Annotated in this window: 27 protein-coding genes; 18 read left to right on the top strand and 9 right to left on the bottom strand. The window is 72.9% G+C overall.

The window, feature by feature from the left end:
- Window positions 1–2 precede the first annotated feature (2 nt).
- From NDW01_RS15925 to NDW01_RS15915, 3 genes are read left to right on the top strand one after another with little or no spacing between them, the layout of a single operon-like run.
- Window positions 3–416, top strand: a complete 414-nt coding sequence (locus NDW01_RS15925) for a roadblock/LC7 domain-containing protein (protein ID WP_252784898.1) — start codon at window positions 3–5, stop codon at window positions 414–416.
- A 2-nt stretch (window positions 417–418) separates the two neighbouring features.
- Window positions 419–871, top strand: a complete 453-nt coding sequence (locus tag NDW01_RS15920; protein WP_252784897.1) for a DUF742 domain-containing protein — start codon at window positions 419–421, stop codon at window positions 869–871.
- On the top strand, window positions 852–1,451 hold the full coding sequence (locus tag NDW01_RS15915; protein ID WP_252784896.1) for a GTP-binding protein: 600 nt from the start codon (window positions 852–854) through the stop codon (window positions 1,449–1,451). The genes NDW01_RS15920 and NDW01_RS15915 overlap by 20 nt, the downstream gene beginning before the upstream one ends.
- Before the next feature lie 114 nt (window positions 1,452–1,565).
- On the opposite strand, the gene NDW01_RS15910 is transcribed toward NDW01_RS15915, so the two are convergent.
- The gene (locus NDW01_RS15910; protein ID WP_252821246.1) at window positions 1,566–2,387 is read right to left on the bottom strand and encodes a zf-HC2 domain-containing protein; all 822 of its coding nucleotides are present in this window, start codon (window positions 2,385–2,387) and stop codon (window positions 1,566–1,568) included.
- Window positions 2,384–3,076: a sigma-70 family RNA polymerase sigma factor gene (locus NDW01_RS15905; protein ID WP_454923415.1), complete on the bottom strand. Its 693-nt coding sequence runs from the start codon at window positions 3,074–3,076 to the stop codon at window positions 2,384–2,386. The genes NDW01_RS15910 and NDW01_RS15905 overlap by 4 nt, the downstream gene beginning before the upstream one ends.
- A 215-nt stretch (window positions 3,077–3,291) precedes the next feature.
- Here NDW01_RS15905 and NDW01_RS42930 point away from each other — a divergent pair, with 215 nt between their 5' ends.
- The 3 genes from NDW01_RS42930 to NDW01_RS15895 all read left to right on the top strand — a co-directional run bounded on the left by NDW01_RS42930 (window position 3,292) and on the right by NDW01_RS15895 (window position 5,657).
- A complete protein-coding gene (locus tag NDW01_RS42930; RefSeq protein ID WP_256511940.1) occupies window positions 3,292–3,414 on the top strand; it encodes a hypothetical protein in 123 nt (40 codons plus the stop codon).
- 5 nt (window positions 3,415–3,419) lie between these two features.
- Window positions 3,420–4,289 carry a pyrroloquinoline quinone biosynthesis protein PqqB gene (pqqB, locus tag NDW01_RS15900; RefSeq protein WP_252821243.1) on the top strand — a complete coding sequence of 290 codons (870 nt, stop codon included), beginning with the start codon at window positions 3,420–3,422 and terminating at the stop codon, window positions 4,287–4,289.
- A 90-nt stretch (window positions 4,290–4,379) separates the two neighbouring features.
- Window positions 4,380–5,657, top strand: coding sequence for an RNA-guided endonuclease InsQ/TnpB family protein (locus NDW01_RS15895; protein ID WP_252821241.1), 1,278 nt, complete (start codon window positions 4,380–4,382; stop codon window positions 5,655–5,657).
- A gap of 29 nt (window positions 5,658–5,686) precedes the next feature.
- Here NDW01_RS15895 and NDW01_RS15890 read toward each other — a convergent pair whose 3' ends face one another.
- Window positions 5,687–6,043, bottom strand: coding sequence for a DoxX family protein (locus tag NDW01_RS15890; RefSeq protein WP_252821239.1), 357 nt, complete (start codon window positions 6,041–6,043; stop codon window positions 5,687–5,689).
- Between the two features lie 31 nt (window positions 6,044–6,074).
- Window positions 6,075–7,073: an RNA polymerase sigma factor SigJ gene (gene sigJ / locus NDW01_RS15885; RefSeq protein WP_252821237.1), complete on the bottom strand. Its 999-nt coding sequence runs from the start codon at window positions 7,071–7,073 to the stop codon at window positions 6,075–6,077.
- A gap of 329 nt (window positions 7,074–7,402) precedes the next feature.
- Here sigJ and NDW01_RS15880 point away from each other — a divergent pair, with 329 nt between their 5' ends.
- Window positions 7,403–8,560, top strand: coding sequence for a hypothetical protein (locus tag NDW01_RS15880; RefSeq protein WP_252821235.1), 1,158 nt, complete (start codon window positions 7,403–7,405; stop codon window positions 8,558–8,560).
- Window positions 8,561–8,756: 196 nt separating this feature from the next.
- On the opposite strand, the gene NDW01_RS44635 is transcribed toward NDW01_RS15880, so the two are convergent.
- The gene (locus NDW01_RS44635; RefSeq protein WP_454923419.1) at window positions 8,757–9,137 is read right to left on the bottom strand and encodes a hypothetical protein; all 381 of its coding nucleotides are present in this window, start codon (window positions 9,135–9,137) and stop codon (window positions 8,757–8,759) included.
- On the opposite strand from NDW01_RS44635, the gene NDW01_RS15875 reads away from it, so the two are divergent.
- The 6 genes from NDW01_RS15875 to NDW01_RS15850 are packed head-to-tail and all read left to right on the top strand — an operon-like array spanning window position 9,073 to window position 16,394.
- Entirely contained in the window at window positions 9,073–11,046 is a 1,974-nt protein-coding gene (locus NDW01_RS15875) for a tetratricopeptide repeat protein (RefSeq protein ID WP_454923418.1), read from the top strand. The genes NDW01_RS44635 and NDW01_RS15875 overlap by 65 nt on opposite strands.
- A 2-nt stretch (window positions 11,047–11,048) precedes the next feature.
- Entirely contained in the window at window positions 11,049–12,047 is a 999-nt protein-coding gene (locus NDW01_RS15870) for a PP2C family protein-serine/threonine phosphatase (protein ID WP_252821234.1), read from the top strand.
- Window positions 12,044–13,339, top strand: a complete 1,296-nt coding sequence (locus tag NDW01_RS15865) for a vWA domain-containing protein (RefSeq protein ID WP_252821232.1) — start codon at window positions 12,044–12,046, stop codon at window positions 13,337–13,339. The genes NDW01_RS15870 and NDW01_RS15865 overlap by 4 nt, the downstream gene beginning before the upstream one ends.
- Window positions 13,340–13,341: 2 nt before the next feature.
- Entirely contained in the window at window positions 13,342–14,148 is an 807-nt protein-coding gene (locus NDW01_RS15860; protein ID WP_252821230.1) for an FHA domain-containing protein, read from the top strand.
- Entirely contained in the window at window positions 14,145–15,566 is a 1,422-nt protein-coding gene (locus NDW01_RS15855; protein ID WP_252821228.1) for a hypothetical protein, read from the top strand. The genes NDW01_RS15860 and NDW01_RS15855 overlap by 4 nt, the downstream gene beginning before the upstream one ends.
- A 12-nt stretch (window positions 15,567–15,578) precedes the next feature.
- The gene (locus tag NDW01_RS15850; RefSeq protein ID WP_252821226.1) at window positions 15,579–16,394 is read left to right on the top strand and encodes a glutamate ABC transporter substrate-binding protein; all 816 of its coding nucleotides are present in this window, start codon (window positions 15,579–15,581) and stop codon (window positions 16,392–16,394) included.
- 122 nt (window positions 16,395–16,516) lie between these two features.
- Here the strand turns inward: NDW01_RS15850 and NDW01_RS15845 are convergent, their stop codons facing one another.
- Window positions 16,517–16,942: a hypothetical protein gene (locus NDW01_RS15845; protein WP_252821224.1), complete on the bottom strand. Its 426-nt coding sequence runs from the start codon at window positions 16,940–16,942 to the stop codon at window positions 16,517–16,519.
- Between the two features lie 275 nt (window positions 16,943–17,217).
- Here NDW01_RS15845 and NDW01_RS15840 point away from each other — a divergent pair, with 275 nt between their 5' ends.
- Window positions 17,218–18,219: an NADP-dependent oxidoreductase gene (locus tag NDW01_RS15840; protein ID WP_252821222.1), complete on the top strand. Its 1,002-nt coding sequence runs from the start codon at window positions 17,218–17,220 to the stop codon at window positions 18,217–18,219.
- 63 nt (window positions 18,220–18,282) lie between these two features.
- Here the strand turns inward: NDW01_RS15840 and NDW01_RS15835 are convergent, their stop codons facing one another.
- Window positions 18,283–19,698 carry an MFS transporter gene (locus tag NDW01_RS15835; RefSeq protein WP_252821220.1) on the bottom strand — a complete coding sequence of 472 codons (1,416 nt, stop codon included), beginning with the start codon at window positions 19,696–19,698 and terminating at the stop codon, window positions 18,283–18,285.
- A 139-nt stretch (window positions 19,699–19,837) separates the two neighbouring features.
- Here NDW01_RS15835 and NDW01_RS15830 point away from each other — a divergent pair, with 139 nt between their 5' ends.
- From NDW01_RS15830 to NDW01_RS15815, 4 genes are all read left to right on the top strand, one after another.
- Window positions 19,838–20,407 carry a TetR/AcrR family transcriptional regulator gene (locus NDW01_RS15830; protein ID WP_252821218.1) on the top strand — a complete coding sequence of 190 codons (570 nt, stop codon included), beginning with the start codon at window positions 19,838–19,840 and terminating at the stop codon, window positions 20,405–20,407.
- 147 nt (window positions 20,408–20,554) lie between these two features.
- Entirely contained in the window at window positions 20,555–21,784 is a 1,230-nt protein-coding gene (locus NDW01_RS15825) for a multidrug effflux MFS transporter (protein ID WP_252821216.1), read from the top strand.
- Window positions 21,785–21,887: 103 nt separating this feature from the next.
- Window positions 21,888–22,793 (top strand): ABC transporter ATP-binding protein, encoded by a 906-nt coding sequence (locus NDW01_RS15820; RefSeq protein WP_252821213.1) that lies wholly within the window; start codon window positions 21,888–21,890, stop codon window positions 22,791–22,793.
- 86 nt (window positions 22,794–22,879) lie between these two features.
- On the top strand, window positions 22,880–23,929 hold the full coding sequence (locus NDW01_RS15815; protein WP_454923414.1) for an ABC transporter permease: 1,050 nt from the start codon (window positions 22,880–22,882) through the stop codon (window positions 23,927–23,929).
- Here the strand turns inward: NDW01_RS15815 and NDW01_RS15805 are convergent.
- Window positions 23,881–25,575 carry a solute symporter family protein gene (locus NDW01_RS15805; protein WP_252821211.1) on the bottom strand — a complete coding sequence of 565 codons (1,695 nt, stop codon included), beginning with the start codon at window positions 25,573–25,575 and terminating at the stop codon, window positions 23,881–23,883. The genes NDW01_RS15815 and NDW01_RS15805 overlap by 49 nt on opposite strands.
- Entirely contained in the window at window positions 25,572–26,063 is a 492-nt protein-coding gene (locus NDW01_RS15800; RefSeq protein ID WP_252821209.1) for a DUF485 domain-containing protein, read from the bottom strand. Before NDW01_RS15800 ends, NDW01_RS15805 begins: the two co-directional genes overlap by 4 nt.
- Window positions 26,064–26,065 lie beyond the last annotated feature (2 nt).

Genomic DNA, 26,065 nt, shown 5'->3' with positions numbered 1-26,065 from the left:
TAGTGGCGCAGAAGACAGAACCTCCCGCCGAACTGGCCTGGCTGCTCGACGACCTCGTCGGGCGTGTCAAGGAGGCCAGACACGCGATCGTCCTGTCCGCCGACGGCCTGCTGATGGCCGCGTCGAAGGACTTCGACCAGGACGACGCCGAGCACCTGTCCGCGGTGGCCGCCGGTATCCAGTCCCTGGCCAAGGGCGTGGGCGAGCGGTTCGACGGCGGCCCCGTGCTGCAGACGATCGTGGAGATGCGCAAGGCGTACCTCCTGGTGACCGTCGCCGGCCAGGGCGCCTGTCTCGCCGTGCTCAGCAGCGAGGAGGCCGACATCGGTCTGATCGCCTACGAGATGGAGATGCTCGTCACCGGGCTCGGTCACCACCTGACCGCCGCGTCCCGTACCGCGGACTCGGTGCCGTGACGATGAGCGACTCGCAGGAGCCGGAGGACGTATCCAGGGATCTGCCCGACGCCGAGCCCGAGGGAGTGATCGTGGACGGGGAGGAGTCACACGAACGGTGGCTCGACGAGCAGGCCGGGCCGCTCGTCCGCCCGTACGTCATGACCCGCGGCCGTACGGAACCGGTCCGCGGCACCTTCGACCTCATCACGATGGTCGTGGCGACGGGGCTGCCGGCGGCCCCGGAGCTCGGCCTCGATCCCGAGCATCAGGCCGTCGTCCGGCTCTGTGAGGAGCCGATGTCGGTGGCCGAGATCGCCGGGCACCTGAACCTTCCGACCGTCACCGTCCGCGTCCTGCTCGGAGACCTGCTCGCCAAGGGCCTCATCACGGTCGAGGACCCGCAGACGGAGGCCGAGCTGGCGGACGACGACGACCTGTACCTGGCGGTGATCGATGGACTCAAGGCGCTTTGACCGACGGGGCCGGAGGCTGCCGAAGGCGACCAAGATAGTGGTCGCCGGCGGTTTCGGCGTGGGAAAGACGACCCTGGTCGGGACCGTCTCCGAGACCAAGCCCCTGCGGACCGAGGAGCTCCTCACCGACAAGAGCGTCGGCGTCGACGACGTCGAGGGTGTGGAGGCCAAGTCCACGACCACGGTGGCCATGGACTTCGGGCGCATCACGATCAAGGACGAGTTCGTCCTCTACCTCTTCGGCACCCCCGGCCAGGAGAGGTTCTGGTTCATGTGGGACGAGATCACGCTCGGGGCGCTCGGCGCGGTCGTCCTCGCCGACACCCGGCGGCTGGCCGACTGTTTCCCCGCGGTCGACTACTTCGAACGGCGCGGCACGCCGTTCATCGTCGCCGTGAACTGCTTCGAGGGGGCCCGGCGGTTCCAGCTGGACGAGGTGGAGATGGCGCTCAACCTCGGGGAGCAGGTGCCGATCGTGTTGTGCGACGCGCGCGACAAGGAGTCCTGCAAAGACGTCCTGGTGACGCTCGTCCGGCACGCCATGAAGACGCGCCGGGAGAAGCGGCCCGTCGAGGTGTAGGCCCGCGCCGCCGGCCCCGGGCGGCCGCTCCGAACGGCCCGGGCGCGCACCGCTCCGGCCGTCGGCGCGTTCCGCGGCCGGACGGGAGAGCCCCGGTCCGACCGGGATGCCGGGTCAGACCGGGATGCTCAGGAGGACGCCGCCGCCCTCCACCTCCACGTCGAACCTGTCCAGGTCCCGGCGCGGGACGGCCGTACCGCCGTGGACCTGCAGGTGGCCGGGCGAGCCGGCGACGCCGTAGCCCCTGGGCGGCACGGCCCACTCGGTCACCACGTGCCGCTGCCCGGACCGGTCGACCGCGATGAGCCGGCAGGTGAGCGGGCCCCTGATGCCGCCGAGGTCGAGGGCGACGTGGGTGCCCCAGGCCTTCACCTCCAGCGCCACGATGCCGCTCGCCCCGGTACGGGGGTTCACGGCCCGGTGCGTCTCGCCCCATCCGAGGAGGTCCGCGGGCATGTTCGGGTGGCCGTGCGCCGTGATCGTTCCGTCGCCGTGCCCGGCCAGGGCGGCGCCGACGGTGGCCCCGCCCGCCAGGAGCGCCAGACCGGCCGCCGCGCCCAGGATCGCGGTGCCCCGGCGCCGGCGTCGCGCGGCCACTCTCCGCCGGCGCAGCAGACTCGCGACGTCCGCCGAACTCCCGAGATCGGCCGGGCCCCCGGCCTGGCCCGCTCCCGCCGTGCCGCGCCCGGCGGCAGAGGCGGTCTCCGCCGTGCCGGACCCGGTCGTGCCGGACCCGGTCGTGCCGGGCTCGGTCGTCGTGGGCACAGGTCGGGCGGCGAGCAGCAGCTCACGCAGACCGGTCAGGTCGGCCACCTCGGCCGAGCACGCGGGGCAGCCGGCCAGGTGGGCCTCGAAGGCCCGCCGGTCGTCCTCCTCGAGCAGTCCGAGGGCGTACGCTCCGACGTCGGTGTGCCGAACGGGCCCATCGTCGGTCACGGCGTCACCCCCATCTCGTCGAGGACGACGCGCAGCGCCCGGAGTGCGTAGTAGACCCGGGACTTGACCGTGCCGACGGGGATGCCGAGCACCTCGGCGGCCTCGTTGACCGTGCGATCGCGCAGCACGGTCTCGGTGAGCACCTCGCGGTGCGCGGGGCTGAGCGCCTGCAACGCCTCGGATACGACCACGCCGCGCAGTAGATCCTCCATGCCGTCCGGGGACTGGAGCCCTTCCAGAGGGGCCTCGCCCGCCTCCTGGGGCCGTGCTCCCCGGCGGCGCCTCTCGTCGATGACGATACGGCGGGCGACCGTCGCCAGCCAAGGCATCAGGCTGGCCGCGTCCGCGTCCAGCTGGTCGAGGTTGCGCCAGGCGCGGATCATCGTCTCCTGCACGATGTCCTCCGCCCACTGCAGGTCACCGCCGGTCTGCCGGATCACGAAGGCGAGCAGCGGGCCGCGGTACTCCTCGTACAGGCGAGCGATGATCAGCTCGTCGTCGGCATCGGTCACCGGGCGCAGCGCGCGCAACCAGGTCCGTGCCTTCGTCCTGCCGCGCGCTCCGGGAAGGGCCATGGCGGGGGTGCTCCGGGCGGTCGGGAACGCGGTGATCAACGATAGACCCGGCGGCGGCCGGGCCGGGAGCGTGCCGCCGCGTACGCCGGCGCCTCGGTGGCCGCGCGGACCCATGAGGCGCGCCTTCGCGGGTGCGGCTTCATCGTGTCCCTCCCGTGTTCCGGTGCCGGCGGGCACCAGGGGGTACGGATCCGCCCAGCGCGGGGTTCAAGCGGATGGGCTGGGCCACAAGGCGGCCGGGAATGTCTTGACTCGGAGGCTTACCCGTCCTACCAAGGGCAGGTGACGATCTCCGCCGGAGGCACCGATCGATCGAAGGGATGGTGACGATGGCAGACATCCACGGCAAGGGGAAGCAGCGGGGTGGCGAGCAGACCACCTGGAGGAAGCCGGACTACGAGATCGTCGAGACGCCGATGGAGGCGTCCGCGTACTTCCTCTCCACCCGGTAACACCGTTGCTGCTGCAGATCCTCGGCACGGCCGCCGGTGGTGGCGTGCCCCAGTGGAACTGCGCGTGCCCGGGGTGCGCCGGTGCCCGCTCCCATCCGGAGCGGCGGCGCCGGCACGCCTCGGCGGCGGTCCGCGTCGGCGACCGATGGTTCGTCATCAACGCCACGCCGGACATCGCCGACCAGGTCGAGTTCTGCGGCACGCCGGTCCCCGGCTCGCGGGCCACCCCGCTCGCCGGGGTGATCCTCACGGATGCCGAGCTCGACCACACCCTCGGCCTCGCACGGCTGCGTGAGGCCGCGTCCATCGAGGTCATCGCGACACCCGCGGTCTCCGGCGCGCTGTCCGACCGGCTCCGCCTGAACGACGTCCTGGCCCCGTACACCCGCCTGGCCTGGCACGAACTGCCCGAGGACCGCCCCCTGCGGCTCGGCGGCGCCGTCACGGTGCGGGCCGTGCGCGTGTCGGGCAAGCGGCCGCGCTACGCCGCGGACGCCTCCGCCGACGGAGCGTGGTCGGTGGCCCTCGTCCTCGCCGACGGTGACCGGACCGCGGTCTACGCGCCCTGCGTGGCCGACTGGTCGCCCGCCCTCGACAAGGTCCTCGGGGCGGCGGACTGCGTGATCATCGACGGCACGTTCTGGGACGACGACGAGCCCCGCCGGATGGGGATCTCGGACCGGACCGCGACCCAGATGGGTCACCTGCCGATCACGTGGACCGCCGGCCCGCTGTCGCGGCTGCCGGCCCGGCGCCGTCTGTACACCCACCTGAACAACACCAACCCGCTGGTCGACCCCACCGCCCCGGCCCACGCCTCACTGGCGGCCCTGGGCATCGAGGTCGCGCCCGACAGGACGGTGATCGAGCTGTGAGCACCTCCACCGAGTACGGCCTCGACGAACGTTCAGGTCTGGCGTCCGCCACCGTGACATCAACCAATCGTAATGATAACGTCACGGATCGTGAAGCTAGCGGTGCAGATGAAGCTGCTGCCGACGCCTGAGCAGGCGGCGGCACTGGCGGCGACCCTGTCGCTGTGCAACACCGTGGCGAATGAGGTGTCGGCGGTCGCGTTCACCCGCGGCGTGTTCGCCCGGCAGAAGCTGCAGAAGATGGTGTACGCGGAGTTGAAGGCTCGAGGGCTGTCGGCGCAGCCCGCGTTGCATGTGATCCGTAAGGTCGCCGACGCATACACGACGCTGCACGCCCAGATCGCGGCTGGTCTGCTGGGTGGTGAGCACTCTCGGCGGCGTCGTAAGGCGGTCTCCAAGCCCATCATGGTGCGGGCCGATGCCGCCCAGCCGTTCGATGACCGGTGCCTATCGTGGCAGATGGACGCCCGGACCGTGTCGATCTGGACGGTGCACGGCCGCCTCCGGAGCATCGCCTTCACCGGCGAGCCCGGGCAGCTTAAGTTCCTGGCGACCCACAGAATGGGTGAAACCGACCTTGTCCACCGCGACGGGATGTTCTTCCTGATCGCCACCTGTGACGTCCAAACAGCCCCGCGGTTCGAGCCTGCCGATTGGATCGGAGTGGACCGGGGGATCGTGAACCTGGCCACCACCTCCGACGGAGACGACCACCAGGGCAAGGGCCTTGCCCGATACCGCCGCCGGCAGGCCCGGTTGCGCGCCGAACTTCAGGCCAAGAAAGCCGCAGGCAGCCGGTCGGCCGCCCGCCGGCTGGCCCGCCGGTCACAGCGGGAGGCGCGGCACGCCTCGAACGAGAACCACAAGATCAGTAAGCGAATCGTGGCCGATGCCCAACGCACCGGACGCGGTATCGCACTCGAGGAACTGAGCGGGATACGCGACCGGGTACGGCTCAAGCGGCACCAGCGGGCCACGCACTCCTCCTGGCCCTTCCACCAACTCGGCACCTTCATCCAGTACAAGGCCCAACGAGCCGGGGTGCCGTTCGTGGAAGTGGACCCGGCCTACACCTCCCAGCGGTGTCCCGTGCCATGGTGCGGGCACACCGAGCGGGCCAACCGGCCCGACCGGGATGTCTTCTGTTGCCGCCGGTGTGGGTTCGCTGGCCCCGCCGACGTCATCGCCGCCACCAACATCCGGAAACGGGCGTGCGTGGCGTGGGCATTCGTCAGCATGCCCGTCCCCCGCCCCAACAGCAGGGCGAGGGGAGATGCGACCCCGACGCGACACCCAGCCGCGACGGGGAGCGCAACGAGGTGCGAACGTCCGGGCTCCAAGCTCAGCCGTTCACGACCAAGAAGCTGACTCTGCGGATGCACGCGGCGAGGGGTCCGTCAGGTCGCCAGGTCGAGGGCCAGCGCGGCGACCGCCAAGGCCAGGAAGCCGTTGGCCAGGCCGAACTGGGCCGAGTAGTCGCTCGCGCGAATGTGGGTGTAGAGGGCGCAGACGAAGTAGAGGATCAGCCCGATCGCGGCGGCGGCGCCGATCAGCGGAACGCCGGCGAGGCCGAGCAGCAGCCCCACGGCGCCCGCGAGCTTCAACGTGCCGATCGGGAACGCCAGCCACGACTCCGGCACCCCGGCCCGGGCCATGGGCGGGAGGATCGGCTTGAAGTGGGCGATGGCCGCGACGCCCGAGAAGCCGTTGGCCGCGATGGCGAGTGCGGCGACGATGACATAGGCGGTGAACACTGGGGACTCCTGGAGACGGTGAGCCCGGCGGTCAGCCGAGGTGGGAGAGTTTTTCCGGGTTCGTCACGGTGTAGATGCCGCTCACCTGAGTGCCGTCGGCGGTCAGGTCGAGGACGACCACCGCGTGGACCGCGCCGCCCGACAGCAGCACCGCCGAGGGATCGCCGTTGACGTACTGGTAGCGGACCGTGAGGCCGGGGATGGGATGCCGGGCCGCGTCCCCGACGATCAGGCGGGCGATCCTGTCCCGGCCCCGGAGCGGCCGCGGACCGGCCGCGCGCGCCTTGCCGCCGCCGTCGGCCCACAGGGTCACGTCGGGTGACAGCACCTGGATGAGCGCCTGGATGTCACCGCCGGTCACGGCGGCGATGAACCGTTCGGTCACCTGACGCCGTACGCGCGAGTCGGCCTCGTAACGGGGACGGCGCGCGTGCACGTGCTCGCGGGCGCGATGCGCCAGTTGCCGGATCGCCGAGGTGCTGCGGCCGAGGGCGGCGGCCGTCTCCGGATGCGAGTAGCCGAAGACCTCGTGCAGCACGAAGACCGCCCGCTCCAGGGGGGACAGCGTCTCCAGCACCACGAGCAGCGCCATCGACACCGACTCGGCGCGCAGGACGCCGTGGGCGGCGTCGCCGGCGCCCGCGTCCGGCGCGGTGGCGATCGGCTCGGGCAGCCACGGCCCGACGTACTCCTCCCGGCGGCGGCTGATGCTCGCCTGCCGGGCCAGCGCCCCGTTGACCGCGACCCGGACGAGGTAGGCGCGCGGGTTCGCGATCGGCTCGCCACCGGACGCGCGGCTGCGGGTGTGCCACGCGAGCCACGTCTCCTGCAGCACGTCCTCGGTGTCGGCGACGCTGCCGAGCATCGTGTAGACGACGGAGAACAGCAGCTCGCGGTGGTCGACGAAGGCCCGCGTGGCCCACTCGGCCGCGGCGGCGGAGTCGGGCACGGCGGAAGTCGGCACCGCAGCGTCCGGCACCGCGTCCGGCACGGCGGGATTCGGCGCGGGGTCGGGAGGGCTGTGGGACATGGCGGGTTCCTTCTGCCGTCGGCATTCGGGTCACCACCTGAGAGCGACGCCGTCCCGGAAGTGTGACATCGGCCCTCAAAACGTGCGGGCGGTTCTTCACCGACGATTCCGGGCTCACCGCAGGCGGCCGATGGGAGCGCCGCTCGGCGGCGGGGTGGAAGGCGGGGCGGTCGGCCCGGCCACTCGGGGATGGCGCCGGGATCGCTTGTGACGGCTCCGGCTTTGGGGAAAACTAGGCACCCGACAAAAAGCCATAACAGCGCAAAATTCGTCCGCATGGCGCCCTTTCCGGGGTCGGCGCGCGCGGGCTAGAAGTGGGGCGGGGGCCGGTGAACCGGGATGAGGTCGACCGCGTCCTCGGCCGCCTGCGCGACGAGCGGGACCGCATCACGGCCGGGCTGCTCGATCTCGAGGCGCAGCAGGGCTACAAGCTCCTCAAGGGCGCGCCGCTGACCGGGCTCACCGCCGACCGCTGGGCCGTGATCGGCGACCGGATGGCGTCGCTGTGGCGGCTGTTCGAGGCGTACGGCGGGGTGCTCGCCCGCGCCGAGGAGATCCGGGCGCGACGCGGCCGGCCGGACCAGGGGCAGCTCGCCGAGCTCGAACACCTGACGCGCGGCCCGTCGATCGAGCTGGCCACCCGGATCCCCCTCGAGCGGCGGACGCTGCTCGGCCCGTCCACCGAGCGCCTGTCCCTGGACGACGTGGTGGCCCGGATGACCGCGCTGTACGAGGAGGCGGCGCGGGACATCGCCGAGGTGGACACCGCCTGGTCGGCGCTGCTCACCCGGCTGGATCGGGCGTCCGGGACCGCACGGGCCGTGGAGGGGATGCTGGACTCCCTCGGCCCCGACCCGGAGTACGACCGGGTGAAGGGTGAGCTCGACGGCCTCCGCGAGACCGTGCGGACGGACCCGCTGTCGATCGGCCCGGGCGCCTTCGACGGCGTCGACGCCGCCCTCGACGCGCTGCGCTCCCGGCTGGAGGAGGCGGCACGCGTCCGGGCCGAGTACGACGAGCGGCTGCGGCGCGTCGAGGAGACGATCGGCCTGATCCGCGCGGCCGAGGACGAGGCCAGGACCGTGCGCGACCGGGTCCTCGCGAAGATCGCCGCACCGATGCTGCCGGACCTGCCGGACTCGTCGGCGGCGCTGGCCGACCGGCTGGCCGCGCTCGGCGCCGTACGGGGCCGGTGGACCGACGTCGCGGTGCGCGTCGCGCGGCTGGAGGAGGCCGCCGCGAGCGCCCTCGACCAGGCGCGGACGACCGTGGCGACGATCGCCGGGCTCCTGGAGCGTCGGGACGAGCTGCGCGGCCGGCTCGACGCCTACCGCGCGAAGGCCGGGCGGCTCGGCGGCCTGGAGGACCCCGAGCTGACGGCGCTCTACCAGCGGGCCTACGACCTGCTCTGGACCTCCCCCTGCGACCTGCGGCGATCCACGGCGGCGCTGGCGGAGTACCAGCGCGCGATCGGAGACAGAAAGTGAACTGCACTCAGCCCGGCTGCGCCGGAACCGTCGAGGACGGCTATTGCGTCGTATGCGGTATGGCACCCACCGCTGCCGCGCCGGTGAACGACCGGTGCGCTCGGCCCGGCTGTTCCGGGACCATCCAGGACGGCTACTGCGACGTCTGCGGCATGGCCGCCGGCGCTCCGGCCCCGGCGGCCGCCTCGGCCGCTCCTCAGGCGGCCGCCGTGCCGCCTCCCGCCGCGGCGCCCGATGACCGCTGCGCGCGTCCGGGCTGCGGTGGAACGATCGTGGACGGGTACTGCGACGTCTGCGGGCTGGCCCCGGCCGCCGGAGCGGGATCGGCCCCGCCCTCGGCGAGCGGATCGGCGTCGGGCGGGACGCCGACGTCGGCGCGGTCCGCATCGGTCACGACGGCCGGCCGCGGGACGGGCGTCACCGGGTCCACCGGGATCACGGGGAGCACGGGCAGCACGTCGAGCCGCAGCGTCCGCACCGGCTCGTCGCGGTCGTCGTCGCGCCGGCGCGGGATGCTGGGAGCGGGCCTGGTCGAGGTGCCGCGCGTGCCGTACCGCGACCCCGCCTCGGCGATCATGGCCGACGCGGTCGTCGCGGAGAGCAAGCGCTTCTGCAGCGTCTGCGGCGAGCCGGTGGGGCGGTCGCGCGGCGACCGGCCGGGCCGCACGGAGGGGTTCTGCCCGAAGGACGGCACCCCCTTCTCGTTCACGCCGAAGCTCAAGGCGGGCGACCTGGTCGGCGGGCAGTACGAGGTGCTCGGCTGTCTCGCGCACGGCGGCCTGGGCTGGATCTACCTCGCCCGCGACCGGAACGTCAGCGACCGGTGGGTCGTTCTCAAGGGCCTGCTCGACGCCGGGGACGCCGACGCGCTGGCCGCCGCGGCGGCCGAACGCGCGTTCCTCGCGGAGGTCGAGCACCCCAACATCGTCAAGATCTACAACTTCGTCCAGCACGACGGCTCCGGCTACATCGTCATGGAGTACGTCGGCGGCCGGCCGCTCAAGGACATCCTCAAGGACCGGCGCGAGCGGGAGGGTCCGGACGCCGCGCTGCCGCTCCCCCAGGTGATCGCGTACGGCATCGAGGTGCTGCGCGCCTTCGACTACCTGCACGGCCTCGGGGTGCTGTACTGCGATTTCAAGCCGGACAACGCCATCCAGTCCGAGGAGCAGCTCAAGCTGATCGACCTCGGCGGCGTCCGGCGCGTGGACGACGTGGACGGCGCGATCTACGGCACGGTCGGCTACCAGGCTCCCGAGATCGCCGACGTCGGCCCCTCGGTGAGCTCCGACCTGTACACGGTGGGCCGGACGCTCGCCGTGCTGAGCTTCCCCTTCAAGGGCTACACCACCAAGTGGGCGGCGGACCTGCCGCCGCGCGCGGAGGTGCCGATCCTCGCTCGCCATGAGTCCTACGACCGGCTGCTGCGCCGCGCCACCCATCCCGACCCGGACTTCCGGTTCCAGGACGCCTCCGACATGGCGGACCAGCTCACCGGCGTGCTGCGCGAGGTGCTGTCCGCCGAGGACGGCGAGCCTCGCCCGGCCGCCTCGACGTTGTTCGGGCCGGAGCGGTTCACGGCCGGGGACGTGTTCGAGCTCCTCCTGCCGGCGGACGCCGCCGCGACACTGCCGGCGCCGCTCGTGGAGTCCGCCGACCCGGCCGCCGGGTTCCTCGCCGGCCTGACCGCACTGGAGCCGGAGCGGCTCGCCGACGCCCTGACGAGCGCGCCCACGCGTACGCCCGAGGTCGACCTGACACTGGCCCGGGTGCGCATCGAGCTGGGCGACGCGGCGGGTGCGCACGCGGTCCTGGACGCCCTGCCGCAGGAGGACTGGCGGGTCGGCTGGTACCGCGCGGTCGCGGTGCTGGCGGCCGGCAACGTCGCGGAGGCGGCGGGCCTGTTCGACGAGCTGTACACCCTCATGCCGGGCGAGGCGGCGCCCAAGCTGGGCCTGGCGTACTGCCGGGAGCTGCTCGGCGACCCGGCCGGCGCGGCGGGCCTGCATGAGGCCGTGTGGCGCACCGACCGGGCGTTCGTCTCGGCGTGCTACGGGCTGGCCCGGTCGCGGCTCGCCATGGGGGACCGCGCGGGCGCCCTGCGGGCGCTGGACTCGGTGCCGAGGATCTCCAGCCACCACGTCGCGGCGCAGATCTCCGCGGTGAACACGGCCGTACGCGACCGGGACCCCGCCGAGATCGGCGAGGAGGACCTCGTCGGCGCCGGCGCCCGGCTCGCCGCCCTGGACCTCGACCCCGGCCGCCACGGGCTGCTCGCCCTCGGCGTGCTGGAGGCGGCGCTCGACCGGGTGCGCCGCGCCGGCGACGGCACCGGCTCGGTGCTCGGCACGCCGCTGACCGAGTCGGGGCTGCGCCGCAAGCTGGAGGAGACCTACCGGTCGCTCGCCCGGCTGGCCACCACCCGCGCCGAACGGCACCGGCTGGTCGACCAGGCCAACGCCGTACGCCCGGTGACGGTGATCTGAGCGTGGGCGCCCAGGAGAGCTGCCCGTGGTGCGGCAGCGAGGTGTTCGCCGGTGAGGCGTTCTGCGAGGCGTGCGGCAGGTCCCTGGCCGAGGCGCCCGCCGTCGGAGACGGCCGGTTCCCGGCCGGCGCGTCCTCACCGGAGCGCGGGGCCGCGCCCGCCGGGGCCTGCGCGGGATGCGGTTCGACGGTGTTCAGCGAGGACGGGTACTGCGAGCGGTGCGGCCTGCTGCGGCCCGGCGACCGCGACCACGTCGAGACGGAGGCGGGCGCCGCCGCCGGGGTGACCGACCGGGGCCTGCGGCACAGCCGCAACGAGGACGCCATGGCCCTGGCCGCGGTCACCGGGGGCGTCGCGGCGGTCGTCTGCGACGGCGTGTCGAGCTCTCCCCTGCCGCAGGCGGCCTCCCGGACCGCCGCAGACACGGGCCTGGCCGCGCTCGCCGAACGCCTCGAGGCGGGCGACGACCCCGAGAAGGCCACGCGCGCCGCGCTGGGGCGCGCCGTCGAGGCGGTCACGGCGCTCGCCGGCTCTCCGAACGACGCGCCGGCCTGCACGTACGTCTCGGCGTACGCCGGGCCGTCCGGCGTCACCGTCGGCTGGGTCGGCGACAGCCGCGCGTACTGGCTCGCCGGGCAGGCGTCACGGCGGCTCACCACCGACGACTCCTGGGCCGCCGAGATGGTGGCGCACGGCGTGCTGACCGAGGCGGAGGCGCGGGTCCACCCGAACGCCCACGCCATCGTCGCCTGGCTCGGCGCGGACGCGGGCGAGATCGAGCCGCACGTCACGACGTTCGTCCCTGAGGGGCCCGGCACGCTGCTGCTGTGCAGCGACGGGCTGTGGAACTACTACCCGGAGGCGGCGGCCCTGACCGCCGTTCTGCCGGACGCGGACCCGCTCACCGCGGCCCGCCATCTCGTACGCCTCGCGCTGGAGGCCGGAGGCCGCGACAACATCACCGTGGTGGTGATCCCCCTGACACAGGAGCACGCCGCATGACCGAACAGCCGGAATTCAGCATCCGGATCGACCAGAACAAGTACCTGCCGCAGGGCGGCCAGGAGGTCCACGCGATCGTCACGGTCGAGTCGACCGGGGCGCCGGTCGGCGTCGCGACCGGCACCGGGGCGTCCGCGGCCGAAGTCATCATCATCGACACCTCCGGGTCGATGGACTACCCGCGGAACAAGATGACCTCGGCGGTCAAGGCGGCGCAGGCGGCGGTGGACACGCTGCGCGACGGGGTGAACTTCGCCGTGGTGTCCGGGTCGAGCCGCGCGAAGATGGTGTACCCGCAGGCCGAGGAGCTCGTCCCCGCGAACGCGCAGACCCGCGCGGAGGCCAAGGCCGCCCTGAGCAGGCTCAAGGCGACGGGCGGCACCGCGATGGGCGCGTGGCTGACCCTCGCCGGGCGGCTGTTCGCCGGGCACCCGGACGGCATCCGGCACGCGATCCTGCTCACCGACGGCAAGAACCAGCACGAGTCGCCGGAACAGCTCGACGCGGCGATCGCCCAGGTCGTCGGCCGGTTCGTCTGCGACTGCCGCGGCGTGGGCACCGACTGGGAGGTCGCCGAGCTGCGGAAGGTCGCCTCCGCGCTGCTCGGCAGCCTGGACATGGTGGCGAGCCCGGAGGCCCTGGAGGCCGACTTCCGCGCGATGACCGAGGCCGCGATGGGCAAGGCCGTCGCGGACGTCGCGCTGCGGGTGTGGACGCCGCAGTTCGCCAAGTTGCGGTTCGTCAAGCAGGTGCTGCCGACCGTGGAGGACCTCACCGGACGGCGGACCGACGTCGACGAGCGGTCGGGGGACTACCCGCTCGGCGCCTGGGGCAGCGAGAGCCGCGACTACCACATCTGCGTCGAGGTCCCGGCCGGCGAGGTCGGCCGGGAGATGCGGGCGGCGTGGGTCAAGCTGATGCTCGGCGACCAGGTGGTGGCCAGCGGGAACGTCCTGGCCGAGTGGACCGACGACGAGGCCCAGTCCACCCGGATCAACCCGAAGGTCGCCCACTACACCGGCCAGGCCGAGCTCGCCGAGAACATCCAGGTCGGCCTGCAGGCCCGTAAGGACGGCGACCTCGACACCGCGACGGCGCGGCTGGGCCGGGCCGTCGCGCTGGCCCACCAGTCGGGCAACGAGGCGATCGCCTCGCTCCTGGGCAAGGTCGTCGACGTCGACGACCCGGCGACCGGCCGCGTACGGCTCAAGAAGGACGTCGACAAGGCGGACGAGATGTCCCTCGACACACGTTCCACCAAGACCGTGCGCACGCGCCGGGGCGAGGGCTGAGCATGGCGATCTGTCCGGCCGGGCACACCTCGACGGCCACCGACTACTGCGACGTGTGCGGCGCCCGCATCGGCGGGGCTCCGGCCGTCCCGCCGGCGTCCTCCGCGCCGGTGACGCCGTCGCTCGGGACTCCCGCACCCGGGCTGCCCACGACGGGGACGCCCGCGGGCGGTGAGGCGTGCCCCGACTGCGGCGCGCCCCGCACCGGGCGCTTCTGCGAGGACTGCGGGTATGACTACGCGGTCGGCGGCGGCCGGCCCACCCCGCGTCCCCCGGCGGCCGCGCCCGTGTCCTCCCCCGCCGTGCCGGTTCCGCCCACGCCGCAGGCCGCGGCGCCCGGGAACCCGGACGAGGAGGATCCGGTCACGCGTGACTGGGCGCCCGCGAAGGCCCCGCCGCCCGAGCCGCCGGCCACCGACTGGGCGGCCATCGTCATCGCGGACCGGGAGTACTACGACCGCGTGGTGACCGAGGACGAGGACTTCACGTTCCCGCCGTACTGCCCGTCCCGGCGCATCCCGCTCACCGGAGAACAGCTGCTGATCGGGCGGCGGAGCGCGTCGCGCGGCATCACCCCGGAGATCGACCTCAGTGAGCCGCCCGCCGACCCGGGCGTCTCGCACACGCACGCCGTCCTGCTGGCCAAGCCCGACGGCACCTGGACGCTGGTCGACCCCGGGTCCACGAACGGCACGACCATCAACGAGGGCGACACGCCCATCCCCGTCAACGTGGAGGTGCCGCTGCGCGACGGCGACCGCGTGCACGTGGGCGTCTGGACCACCATCACGCTGCGGAGGCTGCGGTGACGATCACGACGACTCCCCCGCCCGCCCCGGCCCGGCGGGAAGGGCGGGTGACCGGGCGCCTGCGGATCCGGACGATGCCCGGCCGGATCCGCGCGCTGGCCGCGCTGGCGGCCCTGGCGGTGCTCGTCGTGCTCCTCGTCACCACGCTGACCGTACGGAACGCACGCGACGGGCTGCGGGTGATCGGCCACGACGCGGGCCCGCAGGTGGTCGCCACCGGCGACCTGTACTTCGCGCTCAGCGACATGGACGCCCAGCTCGCCGACGCGCTCCTGATCGGCGGGGACGCCGGGCTGGCCGGCCGCCGGGCCGCGGCGCTGAAGGTGTACGAGCAGCGCCGGTCCGAGGCGAACGGCGCGCTGCTGCAGGGGTCGCGGCTGGCGGGCACGGACCCGACCGAGCAGCGGACCGCGCAGGAGATGCTGGACGCGCTCGGCCGGTACGAGCGCCTGGCGGGCCAGGCGCTGCTCACCGACGAGCAGTCCAGGCACGCCGCCGGGCCGCCGCCGGCCGCCGTCACCGCCCTGTACCGGCAGGCGACCGACCTGATGAAGCTGGACATCCTGCCGAAGGCGTACAACCTGACGCTGGACAACGGCACGAAGGTGCGCCGCACGTACGAGGCGAAGCGGTCGGCGGTGCTGCGGGGCCGCGTCTGGGTGGCGCTCACGGGCCTGCTGCTCGTCGTCGTCCTCGTCGGCGTGCAGATCTACTTCGCCGCTCGCTTCCGGCGCCTGGTCAACCCGTTCCTCGCCCTCGCGACGGTGGGCGCGTTCGTGCTCGTCGTGGTGAGCGTGGCACTCCTGTCCAGCGAGGCCGGGCGCCTGCGGACCGCCAAGGAGGACGGCTTCGACTCGGTGCTGGCGCTGTCGCGGGCCCGGGCGATCAGCAACAGCGCCCACGCGGACGAGAGCCGCTACCTGCTCGACCCCGGGCGCGCCGACACGTACGAGCAGGTCTACCTGGACAAGTCCGAGGCGATCCTCTACGTCCCGGCCGGCAACCTCGACGGCTACTACTCCCTGCTCGACGAGAAGATCGGCGGCAGCGACTTCCTCGGCTTCTACGGCACCGAGGCGCACCACATCACGCTGCCCGGGCAGCAGGCGGCGCTGCGGAAGGTGCTGGCCGGATACCAGAAGGTCCAGCACGACGACCGTGCGATCCGGCTGGTCGCGACCTCCGGCGACCGGCGCGCGGCCCTCACGACCAAGCTCGGCGGCGGCACCGGCGACTTCGACGCCTACGACCAGGCGCTGGTCGCGCTGAAGGACCTGCACGGTCGCGCCTTCGACCGGGCGATCGCCTCCGGGGACCACGGGCTGCGCGGGTGGAACGTCATCCTGCCCGGCGCGGCGATCGTCCTCATCATCCTCATCCTCGCCGGGGTCCGGCCGCGGCTGTCCGAGTACCGGTAAGGGAGCGCGCAGATGCGACTACGTCGAATCGGCATCGCCGTCACGCTGTTGCTGGCGTCGGCCGGATGCGGGGTGGCCGGCGGGGCGACCGCGTCGGTCAGCGGCAGGGACCACCTGGTCGTCGGCGTCGCCCAGGACCAGCCGGGCCTCGGCTTCCGCGACTCGAGCGGCACCTACAAGGGCTTCGACATCGACGTCGCCCGTGACGTCGCGCGGCGGCTCGGCGCCACGCACCTGACGTTCAAGCCGCTGACCAGCGGCCAGCGGGAGGGGGCGCTGCGGAGCGGCGACGTCGACATGGTCGTGTCGAGCTACTCGATCACGCAGGAGCGCAAGACCCAGGTCGTCTTCGCCGGCCCGTACTACGTCGCGCACCAGGACATCCTCGTGCGCGGCGCGGAGACGGCGGTGCGGAACGTACGGGACCTGCGCGGGAGACGGCTGTGCCAGGTCACCGGTTCGGTGTCCTGGCGGCGCGTCACCGAGGAGCACAAGATCGACGCCCGGCTCGTGCCGGCCTCGACGTACGGCGAGTGCCTGGACGACCTCATCGCGGGCAAGGTCGACGCCATCTCCACCGACGACCTGATCCTGGCGGGCTTCGCCGCGCAGCGCGGGAACCAGGTCCGGTTCGTCAACGCGCCGTTCTCCGACGAACGGTACGGCGTCGGGCTGCGCCCGGGCGACATCCGGGGCTGCGAGGACGTCAACAAGGCGATCACCGAGATGTACCAGGACGGCACGGCGGCGAAGCTGCTCAAGCGGTGGTTCGGCTCGACGGGACTGAACGTCACGACGACGGTCCCGCAGTTCGAGGGCTGTGGCTGAGGCGGAGGTTCGTCTCCTCCGGCGCGGATCGGCGCCCTGACGTGCCGCCGCGGCGCGACTCGTCCTGACGAGTCGTGCCGCGGAACGCATGGGGTCCCGTAGCAGCGCCGAACGGCGGCGGATCAGTGCCGCGGGATCGAGACGGCACCTTCGAGGCTGACCTCACGGACGGAACGCGCCTGCGCGGCGGCCACCCGGGGTGCGGCGGAGCCCGCGACGGGCCGGTGGATCCGCGAGCGGCCCTGGGAGACGGCGTCCCGGCGGACGTCGCACTGCCGGCCACGCGGCCGGGCGGCGTGGGACGGGGCCGGAGCACCCGCGGGTTCGGCGGCCGCGGATTCGGCGGCCATGACGGGCGAAGAGAGGGAGACGGTCTCCTCCGCCGTCGCGGTCGCGGCGGAAGGGGACGCGAGGGCCGTTCCCCGCGCCGGTTCGGCGTCGGCGGACGGCTCGGGCCCGGAGCCGGTCTGCGGCAGGAGACGGTCCTCGTACAGGATGGTCACCAGGACGGCGAAGGCCACCGCGGGCAGGGCGAACAGCGCGGCCATGGCCCCTCACCCTTCTCGCGCCGGGACGTGTCGGTATGGCGTTCTTCCGCTCGCCCATCGGGTTGCGGTCATGGTTCGAGCCTCCTGTCTCGACGACCGGTCAGTGCCTCGGTGCGCCCTGAGTACCCGCGACAAAGTGTCACTAACGCCCGATTTCGACCGATCCGAAAGTCGCCACCGTCCCGTTACCGTCGACCCGCCTCGGCGACCGGCACCTACCCGTGAGTAACGTAGGCGGCACAAGCCTTCCTTCACCCGCAGAGGAGACGTACGCCATGAAGACGCGTGAGGTGCACCTCGTGTCCCGCCCGCACGGCTGGCCGGAGCCGACGGACTTCGCGCTGGTGGAGAGGGAGTTGCCGGATCCCGGCGAAGGTGAGGTGCTCGTCCGGAACCACTTCATGTCCGTCGACCCGTACATGCGCGGGCGGATGAACGACGTGAAGTCCTACGTTCCGCCGTTCGGCCTGGACGAGGCCATGACCGGCGGCGCGATCGGCGAGGTCGTGGAGTCCCGCTCCCCCGACCTGGAGGAGGGCGACCTCGTCCTGCACGACCTCGGCTGGCGGGAGCACGCGGTGGCGCCCGCGCGGCGGTTCCGCGCGGTGCGGCCGGTCGACGGCGTGCCGCTGTCGGCCTACCTGGGAGTCCTCGGCATGCCGGGGCTGACGGCGTACGTCGGCCTGCTCGACGTCGCCGGGCTCAAGGAGGGCGACACGGTCTTCGTGTCCGGCGCGGCCGGGGCGGTCGGCTCGCTCGTCGGCCAGATCGCCCGGTTGCGCGGGGCCGCCCGCGTCATCGGCAGCGCCGGCTCCGACGAGAAGGTCGCCCATCTCACCGGCCCGCTCGGCTTCGACGCGGCCTTCAACTACAAGTCCGGCCCGGTGCGCAGGCTGCTGGCCGAGGCCGCGCCCGACGGCATCGACGTCTACTTCGACAACGTCGGAGGCGATCACCTCGAGGCGGCGATCGAGGCGTTCAACGACCACGGGCGGGCGGCGATCTGCGGCGCGATCTCGATCTACAACGCCACCGAGCCCCAGCCCGCCCCGCGCAACCTGGCCCTCATGATCGGCAAGCGTCTCACCCTGCGGGGCTTCATCGTCAGCGACCACTCCGCCAGGTTCGGCGACTTCGTCCGCGAGGTCGGCGGCTGGCTGGCGGAGGGGCGGATCGAGTTCGACGAGACGGTGTTCGAGGGCATCGACCACGCCGTCGACGCGTTCCTCGCCATGCTCCGCGGAGGCAACACCGGCAAGATGGTCGTCCGGCTCTGACCTGGCGACCCCGCCGGGCCGCGGTCGCGCGGGCCCGGCGGGCGTCAGGGCCGCCGCTCCGCTTCAGGCGGCGCGCGGCCGGAGGAAGAGCGCGGTGACGACCAGCGACACCAGCACGAAGACCGTGCCGACCGTGAAGGCGACGTTCACGCCGTGAGTCAGGCCGCCGTGCCGGAGCGCCGGTCCGTACACCGAGACCAGCACGGCCATCCCCAGCGCGCCGCCGACCTGCTGCGTGGTCTGCAGCGTGCCGGACGCGGCGCCGGAGTCCTCGGGCCGCACTCCCGCCAGCACGGTCGCGGTGATCGGCAGGAACACCAGACCGGCGCCCAGCCCGAAGAACAGCATCGGACCGAGCACGCCCGACGCGTACCCGCTGTGCGCGGACAGCCGGGTGAACCACACCATGCCCACCGCGATGAGCGGCAGGCCGACGAGCAGAAGCCGCCGCGGGCCGACCCGTGGGACCAGTCGCGGCGTGATCCGCGCCATGACGAACAGCAGCCCCGACATCGGCAGGAACGCCACGCCCGCCTTCAGCGGACTGAAGCCCAGGATGTTCTGCAGGAACTGGACGATGAAGAAGAACATCCCGAACATCGCCGCGGCCAGCAGGAGCATGTTCAGGTACGAGCCGGCGCGCGCGCCGTCGGCGAGCAGCCGCAGCGGGATGATCGGCTGTTCCGCCCGCGTCTCCACGGCGACGAACGCGCCGAGGAGGACGACGCCGCCGGCGAAGGCCGCCAGGGTCACGCCGTCACCCCAGCCCGCGTCCGCCGCGCGGATGAAGCCGTACACCAGCGCGACCATGCCGGTGACGACCGTGACGGCGCCCGCGACGTCGAGGCGGCCGCGGTGCCGCTCGGTCTCCTGGAGGATCCGCGGGGCGAGGAACAGGACGACGGCGCCGACCGGGACGTTGATGAACAACACCCAGCGCCACGACGCCCAGTCGGTGAGCAGGCCGCCCAGGACCAGGCCGATGGAGGCGCCGGCCGACGACGTGGCCGAGAAGACCCCGAGCGCCCGGTTGCGCTCCGGTCCCTCCTGGAAGTTCGTGGCGATGAGGGCGAGCGCGCTCGGCGCGGCCAGGGCGGCGCCGACGCCCTGGGCGGTGCGGGCGGCGAGCAGCCACGCGGCCGACCCGGAGAATCCGCCGAGCAGAGAGGCGAGGGTGAAGAGCGCGATGCCGGTGATGAACATCCGCCGCCGCCCGAGGATGTCCCCGGCCCGGCCGCCGAGGAGGAGCAGCCCGCCGAAGGCGAGCGAGTAGGCGTTGGTCACCCACGAGAGGCCGGTCGCGGAGAAGTGGAGGCTGTGCTGGATCTTGGGAAGGGCGACGAACATGACGCTCGCGTCGAGGACCACCATCAACTGGCAGGCCACGATGACGGCGAGCGAGAGTCCCGGGTGCCGTGTTCGTCGTCGCCGCTCGGAGTCGAGCGGCGGGTCGCCCATCTGGACGGTCTGCTGGGACATGGGTCGTAGACTCCTCGTGCAGGAAGGGTTACGGCCGTCCCCCGAAGTGGCTGTCGGGGATCGGCCGATCTAACCGGAGGGTGCCTCCGCAACAATACGGAGGTAGCCTCCGGTTGGCAACCGTGCTTTGGGAGGGGCGATGTCGACGACCACCGGGCAGCGTCCGATGCGGGCCGACGCGCGCCGCAACTACGAGCGGCTGCTGGCCGAGGCCAAGGCGTCGTTCCTCGAGCACGGCGCGGACGCGTCCCTGGAGGAGATCGCCCGGCGCGCGGGCGTCGGGATCGGCACGCTCTACCGCCACTTCCCCACTCGCCTGGCCCTCCAGGAGGCCGTCTACCGCGTCGAGATGGACGAGCTCGCGGCCAAGGCGTACGAGCTCGCCGAGACCGCTCCTCCCGAGGAGGGGCTGACGGCCTGGATCCTGACCATCTCGCAGTACTCCCGGAAGAAGCGCGGGCTCACGCAGACCCTGAAGGCCGTCATCGACCTGCAGTCGGAGACGTTCGTCCGCTGTCACGAGGACATCGAGCAGGCGGCCGAGACGGTCCTGACCCGGGCGCAGGAGGCCGGCACCGCCCGGCCCGATCTGCGGCCCTGCGACGTGCTCCGCCTGGCCCACGCCCTCTCCGTGGCGAGCGAACGGGCACCCGAGGACACCGAACTGCTGCTGTCGTTCATGATGGACGGGCTGCGGCCCCGCTCCTGACGACGCCCCTCCCGGCACCCCGGCCAGGGGCGGCCGGGAGGTGATTCGTCGCATTCTCGGATCTCAGCGGGAATCGCCCCGCAGGAGAGCAGGTTGCCTCCATCGGACCCGCGCCCGCCCCGCGGCGCGTCGACGAAGAGAGGTGACATGCCCGCGACGGCCAGCGAGACCATCGAGGTGACGCCGACCCGCACCGACCGGCTCCGGCTGGCCCTCATCCTCGGAGCGCTCAGCGCCATCGGTCCCCTGTCGATCGACATGTACCTGCCGGCCCTGCCGAAGCTGACCCACGACCTGTCGGCGGGGGCGTCGCTCGTCCAGCTCACCCTGACCGCCTGCCTCGTGGGCCTCGCCGTCGGGCAGGTCGTCGCCGGACCGCTCAGCGACACCTGGGGACGACGCCGGCCGCTCCTCGCCGGCGTGACCCTGTACGCGCTCGCCTCACTCCTCTGCGCGGTCGCGCCGAACGTGCCGACGCTGATCGCGCTGCGCCTGGTCCAGGGCGCGGCGGGCGCGGCGGCCATCGTGATCGCCCGGGCCGTCGTCCGCGACCTGTACGACGGGCCGGAGGCCGCCCGGTTCTTCTCCCTGCTGATGCTGGTCAACGGCGTCGCGCCGGTCGCGGCACCCGTCGTCGGCGGGCAGCTGCTGCGCGCCACGTCGTGGCGCGGCGTGTTCGTACTGATCACGGTCATCGGCGCGCTCATGGTCGCCGCCACGTGGGCCGGGCTGCGTGAGACCCTCCCGCCGGGCGCGCGCCACACCGGCGGGCCGGGCTCGACGCTCCGGACGTTCGCGGGCCTCTTCGCTGACCGCGTCTTCGTCGGCTACGCCCTGTCCGGTGGCCTGGCCTTCGCCGCGATGTTCGCCTACATCTCCGGGTCGCCGTTCGTCGTCCAGGACATCTACGGTCTGTCGCCCCAGGACTTCAGCCTGATCTTCGCGGTGAACGCCCTCGGCATCGTGGCGGCCGGCCAGGTCAGCGGCCGGCTGGCCGGCCGGGTGCCGCTGCGCACGCTGCTCGCCGCCGGGCTCTGCATGTCCCTCGCCGGCGGCGTGGCCCTCGCCGTGGCGATCGGGACCGGCCTCGGCCTGCCGGGCGTGCTGCCCGCGCTGTTCCTCGTCGTGGCCGCGGTCGGACTCATCATGCCGAGCTCCACCGCCCTCGCCCTGACCGGCCGCCCGCCCGCCGTGGCGGGCAGCGCCTCCGCCCTGCTCGGCCTGGGGCAGTTCGTCATCGGCGGGGCCGCGGCGCCGCTCGTCGGCGTCGCCGGCTCCCACACCGCTGTCCCGATGGGCGTGGTCATCGCCGCGCTGACCGCCGCCGCGTTCCTCACGTACCTGGCCCTCAGCCGGGGACATCGACCGATCGGTTGATGCCCGGGATCCACCGGAGCCGTACCCGACCGGTCGATCCGCGCGCACCCCGCCGCGGGCCATCCTCGAGATCCACCACCCCGGAGACGAGGAGCGAGGGGCCATGCCGGTCATCGACGTCAGGAACCTGCACAAGCGGTACGGAGCGAAGGTCGCGGTCGAGGACGTGTCCTTCGCCGTGGAGGAAGGGGAGATCTTCGGCGTCCTCGGCCCGAACGGCGCGGGCAAGACCACCACGGTCGAGTGCGTCGCGGGGCTGCGCGCCTCCGACGGGGGCACGGTCTCGGTGCTCGGACTCGACCCGCGCCGGGACCGCGCCGAGCTGACCCGCCGGCTCGGCGTACAGCTCCAGGCCGGCCGGCTGCCGGACAAGATGAAGGTCCGCGAGGCCGTGGAGCTGTACGCCTCCTTCTACGACCGGCCCGCCGACCCCGGACGGCTGATCGAGGAGCTCGGCCTCGCCGAGCAGCGGGACACGCGCTTCGGCCGGCTCTCGGGCGGCCAGCAGCAGCGGGTGTCGATCGCGCTCGCCCTGGTCGGCGACCCGCGGATCGCGGTCCTGGACGAACTGACCACCGGCCTGGACCCGCAGGCGCGCCGCGACACCTGGCGGCTGATCGAGGACGTACGCGACCGGGGCGTCACGATCGTGCTCGTCACCCACTTCATGGAGGAGGCCGAGCGCCTCTGCGACCGGCTCGCCATCATCGACGCCGGCCGGGTGGTCGCGGTCGACACGCCCTCGGGTCTGGTGTCACGGGTCAGCCCCGAGCAGCGGGTACGGTTCCGGCCCTCCGCGCCGCTGGAGGACCACCTGCTGCGGGACCTGCCCGAGGTACGGACCGTGACCAGGACGGGCGGGCAGATCGTGGTCACCGGCACCGACGGCCTCCTGCAGGCGGTCACCTCGGTCCTGGCCCGCAACCACATCATCGCCGCCGACCTGCGCGTCGAGCAGAGCAGCCTCGACGACGCCTTCGTCGCGCTCACCGGCCGTCCCCTCGACTGACCCGGCCGCCCCTCGGCCGACCGTCCGCACCCTCGACCGACCCGCCGCACCCTCGACCGACCGACCGACTCACCTGGGAGACGTCCATGCTCGCCAAGCTCACCTACCTGGAGCTGAAGCTCCTCGCCCGCGAGGTCATCGTGCCCGCGGTCGTCCTGCTGCTGCCGCTCGCGCTGCTGCTCGGATTCGGCTTCCAGCCCGGTGCGAACAAGGCCCAGCACAACCTCGGCGGCCAGACGGCCCCCGAGTACATGGCCGCGCTGGGCGTGGGGATCGCGGTGACGATCCTCGGTCTGTCCATCCTGCCCACCACGCTCGCCGGATACCGGGAGAAGGGCGTGCTGCGCCGGATGGCGACGACCCCGGTCCGTCCCGCGTACCTGCTGATGGTCCAGCTCCTGATCTACGTCGCCATGGCGATCGCCGCCGTCGCCATGCTGATCGTCGCCGCCCGGATCCTGTTCGGCACTCCCGTACCCGAGCGGTTCCCCGCGTTCCTCGCGGCGTTCGTCCTCGGGATGGGCGCCCTGTTCGGGATCGGGCTGGTCATCGCCGCCGTCGCGCCGAGCTCCAAGGCGGGCACCGGGATCGGCATGCTGCTGTTCTTCCCGAGCACGGGAGCCGTGGGCATGCTGTTCACGGTCCTCGAGATGAGACGGCGGGAGATCCTCGACCGGCTGGCCGAGGCCAACGCCTCACTCGAGGTGGCGCTGGAGGAGAACGCCGGGCTGCACGCCCAGCTGCTGGTCCAGGCACGTGAGGCGGGCGTGCTGGACGAGCGGCAGCGCATGGCCCGCGAGATCCACGACACCCTGGCGCAGGGCTTCACCCGCCGGCCAGCTGATGGGCCGGGTGCGCGGCCCCTCCCCCGGCGCGCTCAGCAAGCGGGAGCGCGAGGTGCTCGCCCTCGTCGCCGACGGCACCACCAACCGGGAGGTGGCGCGGCGGCTGTTCGTCAGCGAGGCGACCATCAAGACGCACCTGCTGCACATCTACGACAAGCTCGGCGTCCGGGACCGTGCCGCCGCCGTCGCCAAGGCGTACGAACGGGGTCTCCTCCCCTGACGGGACTGCGGCGGCCGTGGTCTCAGTGCGCTCCGGCCCCGGTCAGCGACCGTACGGACAGTTCGGCGTAGCGGTCCGGGTCGCTCTCGCCCCGCCGGAGGAACGTGCCCGCGACCGCGCACAGGAACCCGAACGGGATCGACACCAGGCCCGGGTTGTCGAGCGGGAACCAGTGGAAGTCGGTGCCCTTCGGGAACAGCGACAGGCTCTGCCCGGTGACCGGGTCGACCTTCCCCGACACCACCGGCGAGAAGACGACCAGCACGATCGAGGCGGCCAGCCCGCCGTAGATCCCGGCCACCATCCCGGTCGCGTTGAACCGGCGCCAGAAGAGCGAGAGAACGATCGCCGGGAGGTTCGCCGACGCGGCCATGGCGAAGGCGAGCGCGACCAGGAAGGCGACGTTCAGGTGCCTGGCGAAGACGGCCGGCACGATGGCGACCGCGCCGACGAGGATCGCCGCGAACCGCGCCACCGCCACCTCCTGCCGCTCGCGCGGCCGGCCCAGCATCAGCACGTTGCCGAAGTAGTCGTGCGCCAGCGACGTCGCCGACGCCATGACCAGCCCGGCGACCACCGCCAGGATCGTCGCGAACGTCACCGAGGCGACGAACGCCAGCATGACGTCCCCGCCGATCCGTCCCGCGACGTGCCGGCCGAGTTCGCGGGCCAGCAGCGGCGCGGCCGTGTTGCCGGCCGGATCGCGGGCGAGGATCTCCCGCCGCCCGACCAGCGCGGTCGCGCCGAACCCCAGCGCGATCGTCATCAGGTAGAACGCGCCGACCAGGCCGATCGCCCAGTTCACCGAGGTGCGCGCGGCGCGGGCGTCCGGCACGGTGTAGAAGCGCGTCACGATGTGCGGCAGACCGGCGGTGCCCAGCACGAGGGCGAGCGCCAGGCTCACGAAGTCCAGCTTGTCGAACAGCGTCCGCGACGAGTGCCCGGCGACGTCCCTGCCGTACCTCAGGCCGGGTTCGAGGAAGGCGTGCCCCTTGCCGCTCGCTCCGGCCGCCGCGCCCAGCAGCCGGCTGAGGTCGAAGCCGAACCGACCGAGGACGAGCACCGTCATCAGCGCCGCGCCGAACATCAGCAGCGCCGTCTTGACGATCTGCACCCAGGTGGTGCCCTTCATCCCGCCGAAGGTCACGTAGGAGGTCATCAGCGCGCCGACCACGACGATCGTGACCACCTCGGCCGTGCCCGCGGACATGCCCAGGAAGGAGGCCCCCGGTCGCACTCCGAGGAGCAGGGTGACGAGCGCGCCGGCCCCGACCATCTGCGCGATGAGGGAGAAGACCGACACCGTCACCGTCGACACCGCCGCGGCGATCCGCACCGAGGACTGCCGGCGTACGCGCCGGGCGAGCACGTCGGCCATCGTGAACCGGCCGGTGTTGCGCATCAGCTCCACGAGCAGCAGCACCGGCAGCCAGGCGACGAGAAACCCGACGGAGTACAGGAGGCCGTCGTACCCGGACAGCGCGATGATCCCGGCGATGCCGAGGAAGGACGCCGCGGACATGTGGTCGCCCGCGAGCGCGAGGCCGTTCTGCGGGCCGGAGAATTTCCGCCCGCCCGCGTAGAAGTCGACGGCCCCGTCGGTGTGCATCCGCGCCCAGACCGTGATGGCCAGGGTCACGCAGACGAACGCGATGAACAGGGCGAACGTGATGGCCCGTCCGTTCCCGGTGAGAGAGGCCGCACCCGCGAGGGTCATCGCGTCCCTCCCGTCAGCGGCATACCGTCCGGGGGTGTCGGCCCCGGGTACGCGACCATCCCGTCCGGCGGCGTGGGGCCCGGATACGACGTCGTGCCGTCCGGCGGCGTGGGCCCCAGGTACGGCCGCTCATCGCCGAACGCGGTGCCGTACGAGACGGCGGACGAGCCCGCCGCGCGGCGGTGGACCGCCTCGTCGACGCGTTCCTCCGCGTCCGCGACGATCTGGGCTGCGAGGGGGTCGAGCACCGCCCGGGCATGGCGCGTGTAGCGCCAGGCGAGCACGAACACCGCGACGAACTGCAACAGCCCGGACACGAGCGCGACGTTGACGTTCCCGAAGAGCCGGTACGCCATGACGTCGCGAGCGAAGGCCGCCGCCAGGACATAGAGGAAATACCACCCGAGGAACGTCGAAAGGATGATCAGCGCTAATCTCCGGGATCTCCCCTTCAGGATGGCGAACCTTTCATCGTTCCTTATCGCCACAA

The organism is Actinoallomurus soli (assembly GCF_024055715.1).
GTDB classification, from domain to species: domain Bacteria; phylum Actinomycetota; class Actinomycetes; order Streptosporangiales; family Streptosporangiaceae; genus Actinoallomurus; species Actinoallomurus soli.
This window is presented reverse-complemented; position numbering and strand designations above follow the sequence as displayed.

Excerpts from the sequence above, each read along its gene's own strand:
- sigJ (WP_252821237.1), bottom strand. The coding sequence starts at position 7,073 with ATGTCCCACAGCCCTCCCGACCCCGCGCCGAATCCCGCCGTGCCGGAC.
- NDW01_RS15920 (WP_252784897.1), top strand. The coding sequence starts at position 419 with ATGAGCGACTCGCAGGAGCCGGAGGACGTATCCAGGGATCTGCCCGAC.
- NDW01_RS15865 (WP_252821232.1), top strand. The coding sequence starts at position 12,044 with ATGACCGAACAGCCGGAATTCAGCATCCGGATCGACCAGAACAAGTAC.
- NDW01_RS15835 (WP_252821220.1), bottom strand. The coding sequence starts at position 19,698 with ATGTCCCAGCAGACCGTCCAGATGGGCGACCCGCCGCTCGACTCCGAG.
- NDW01_RS15825 (WP_252821216.1), top strand. The coding sequence starts at position 20,555 with ATGCCCGCGACGGCCAGCGAGACCATCGAGGTGACGCCGACCCGCACC.
- NDW01_RS42930 (WP_256511940.1), top strand. The coding sequence starts at position 3,292 with ATGGCAGACATCCACGGCAAGGGGAAGCAGCGGGGTGGCGAGCAGACC.
- NDW01_RS44635 (WP_454923419.1), bottom strand. The coding sequence starts at position 9,137 with ATGATCGCCGAGGCGGGGTCGCGGTACGGCACGCGCGGCACCTCGACC.
- NDW01_RS15805 (WP_252821211.1), bottom strand. The coding sequence starts at position 25,575 with ATGACCCTCGCGGGTGCGGCCTCTCTCACCGGGAACGGACGGGCCATC.
- NDW01_RS15820 (WP_252821213.1), top strand. The coding sequence starts at position 21,888 with ATGCCGGTCATCGACGTCAGGAACCTGCACAAGCGGTACGGAGCGAAG.
- NDW01_RS15840 (WP_252821222.1), top strand. The coding sequence starts at position 17,218 with ATGAAGACGCGTGAGGTGCACCTCGTGTCCCGCCCGCACGGCTGGCCG.
- NDW01_RS15875 (WP_454923418.1), top strand. The coding sequence starts at position 9,073 with ATGCTGGGAGCGGGCCTGGTCGAGGTGCCGCGCGTGCCGTACCGCGAC.
- NDW01_RS15830 (WP_252821218.1), top strand. The coding sequence starts at position 19,838 with ATGTCGACGACCACCGGGCAGCGTCCGATGCGGGCCGACGCGCGCCGC.
- NDW01_RS15905 (WP_454923415.1), bottom strand. The coding sequence starts at position 3,076 with ATGGGTCCGCGCGGCCACCGAGGCGCCGGCGTACGCGGCGGCACGCTC.
- NDW01_RS15850 (WP_252821226.1), top strand. The coding sequence starts at position 15,579 with ATGCGACTACGTCGAATCGGCATCGCCGTCACGCTGTTGCTGGCGTCG.
- NDW01_RS15815 (WP_454923414.1), top strand. The coding sequence starts at position 22,880 with ATGCTCGCCAAGCTCACCTACCTGGAGCTGAAGCTCCTCGCCCGCGAG.
- NDW01_RS15845 (WP_252821224.1), bottom strand. The coding sequence starts at position 16,942 with ATGGCCGCGCTGTTCGCCCTGCCCGCGGTGGCCTTCGCCGTCCTGGTG.
- NDW01_RS15860 (WP_252821230.1), top strand. The coding sequence starts at position 13,342 with ATGGCGATCTGTCCGGCCGGGCACACCTCGACGGCCACCGACTACTGC.
- NDW01_RS15915 (WP_252784896.1), top strand. The coding sequence starts at position 852 with ATGGACTCAAGGCGCTTTGACCGACGGGGCCGGAGGCTGCCGAAGGCG.